The sequence below is a fragment of the Saccharospirillum sp. MSK14-1 genome, assembly GCF_003054965.1.
In the GTDB taxonomy this organism is placed as follows: Bacteria; Pseudomonadota; Gammaproteobacteria; order Pseudomonadales; family Natronospirillaceae; genus Saccharospirillum.
In genome coordinates, this window is record NZ_MIES01000035.1 from 1 (window position 1) to 2403 (window position 2403).

Sequence of the window (2403 nt, forward strand, 5' to 3'; positions counted from 1 at the left end):
TCAGAAGGGAAAACACCGGAAGATTTAGCAAGGATTATTAGTGACTCACTCAAATCAGTTATAAAAAATCCCGATGTTACAGTAACAGTAATTAATCCATTAAGTGTTGCCTATCAATTTAGAGTCAGGGCTATGGGGCAAGTGAATCAGCCTATATCGGTTGCGTTTGTTGAAGGTATGACTGTTATGGATTTAGTTCTCGCAGCTGGAGGTGTTGGACCATTTGGTGCACCTAACCGTGCAGTACTAAACAGACAGACGGACGAAGGTTATAAGGAATTTCGTGTTCGAATAAACGATATCCTGGAAAAAGGAGATATTAAAACGAACTATCTGTTACAGCCGTCAGATATTTTAACAATTCCTGAGAAGCGAATTTGGCGAGGAGAATTTTAATGGATCCAACCAATATTCGAGAGTTCTTAATAGCTATTAAAATAGAACTGATCCGTTATCGATATCTTATAATTGTATCGTTCATTGTGATTTCAGCGGGAGTGTTAGCTGCGGGCTTTACGCTTCCAAAGACATACAGCTCCAGAGTCGTGTTATATGCCGATGTTACTAATATTATTGGCTCGTTACTGGAAGGTACGGCAGAAATTACCAACATTGACCGGGCTAAAGAGGCAAGAGACATTATTTTTACCGACCGAATCCTTAGGTCGGTTGCCCGAAAAGCTGAATTTGAAGATGCAGACGCTGCAGTTGGTTCGTTGCGATCAAAAATGAAAATCAGTGCAAATGGCGATTATGTCGATATCTCCTATACATCGGCCAATCGTGATCGTTCGTTTAATGTCATCGATGCCGTAACGCAATCTTTCCTTGCGGAAACCGCTCGCAAGAAACGAGAAGAATCTCAGAGTGCATTTGAGTTTATTGATGCGCAAGTAAATAGCTATAAAAGTCAGTTAGAGGACGCCGAACAAAAACTCAAAGAATTTTCAGCGTTAAATATAGACATTACCGAGCAAAGTGTTGCAAACCGTGTAATTAATTATAAAAACGCCATACAAATTCTTGAGCTGGAAATAGAAGACACTCAAGCACGTTTGGCTAGTTTTGAAGAACAACTTCAACGTGAATCTGAATTTTTGCAAATAGAAACAGAGCGCCAGGAAACGTTTGAAGAGCGTCAGCTTGAAGCTTTTGAACGACAACTCGCTGAATTGAGATTGAGTTATTTGGATACGCATCCGGATATTATCAGCCTTCAAGATCAAATTAAAATTCTTCAGGTGAAAGTTGATGAGATAGTGGCTGCGGCGGCTGAGAAGAAAACATTCATGCAGATTGAGAATCCTTCATTTACCAACTTAAAAGAAGTTATCAATAATGAACGTGCGGATTTAACCGCTAAAGAAAATCGTCGTTCTAATACCAGCCGATTACTTCAAGCCGAACTTGCGAATGCAGAAACGGTTGCCGAAAAGCAAGCGACCTACCAGGAGCTTACTCGTGATTATGCGGTTACCAAAGGCGTTTATGAGGATATGCTGAAGCGTCGAGAAAGTGCCCGCTTATCGATGACTTTAGATATTGAAGGTCAGGGTGTTTCCTACAAAATACATGAGCCGGCGTCATACCCACTTCATTCAAACGGTTTGCAGCTAAAACACTATGCACTCATCGGCCCAGTTTTTGGGGTGGCGATTCCTTTCGGTCTTGTCGCCTTATTGGTGTTGATGGACTCACGAATACGATCTGCAACTTTTATGTCAGACAACTTACCGTCACATATAAATCTTATTACTTCTATACCTATGTACGATGGTGCTATTGCAGAATTCACCAGTAAAAGAGGTCTTTTATTATTAGGTATTTTGTTTTCAGCTTATATGGTGTTGTACGTAACTATAAGCTCTGGAACTTTAGCGCTTTCTGCGTTTGGGATTTCCTTGTAGTCAGAAATATTAGGAGAAATAGCGTGGATCAAAGTAAGCTGTTCAGAGCGTTTGAAAAAAATAAGACAGAAAGAGACCGAACGGCTCAATATCAGAAGTCGGTTAAATCTGATAACAAACAGAAAGCAATCAAGTCAGCAGAAAATGAACCGGTTATAGCAGATCTTGTTCCTGCAGATACTTTAATGGAGCGTACCGCGCTGTTAAAAGAAAATGCGCAACCCAGCCCCAATGACGAATCAAGATATGAAAAAAAATAAGCTCGTATATTCTGGCATGAAGAACCGTGCGGTACTGAATGCGTATCGGGAACTCAGAATTAAACTTGTTGATCAGAGTGATTCAGAAAACATTACGGTAATGATCAGCTCTGTAGACGCAGCGGATAACTCGATAGTTACTGCTATGAATCTTGCAATATCTTTTTCTCTCGATGTCAGTACCTCGGCACTTTTAGTTGACTGCAATCCCTACGGTACAGAACTTCAAACATTAG

4 protein-coding genes are annotated in these 2403 nt (G+C 40.5%); all 4 read left to right on the forward strand.

The window, feature by feature from the left end:
* Positions 1-396, forward strand: a 396-nt coding sequence (locus BGP77_RS17200) for a polysaccharide biosynthesis/export family protein (protein WP_199224340.1), incomplete at its 5' end; no start/stop codon positions are given.
* Positions 396-1907 carry a chain length-determining protein gene (locus BGP77_RS17205; protein WP_108166023.1) on the forward strand — a complete coding sequence of 504 codons (1512 nt, stop codon included), beginning with the start codon at positions 396-398 and terminating at the stop codon, positions 1905-1907. The genes BGP77_RS17200 and BGP77_RS17205, both read left to right, overlap by 1 nt.
* 23 nt (positions 1908-1930) lie before the next feature.
* Positions 1931-2167 carry a hypothetical protein gene (locus BGP77_RS17210; protein WP_108166024.1) on the forward strand — a complete coding sequence of 79 codons (237 nt, stop codon included), beginning with the start codon at positions 1931-1933 and terminating at the stop codon, positions 2165-2167.
* The coding region (locus BGP77_RS18270; protein ID WP_233252407.1) for a hypothetical protein at positions 2154-2403 on the forward strand (250 nt) is incomplete at its 3' end. The genes BGP77_RS17210 and BGP77_RS18270, both read left to right, overlap by 14 nt.

Coding starts and splice junctions, on each gene's coding strand:
- BGP77_RS17205 (WP_108166023.1), top strand. CDS start 396: ATGGATCCAACCAATATTCGAGAGTTCTTAATAGCTATTAAAATAGAA.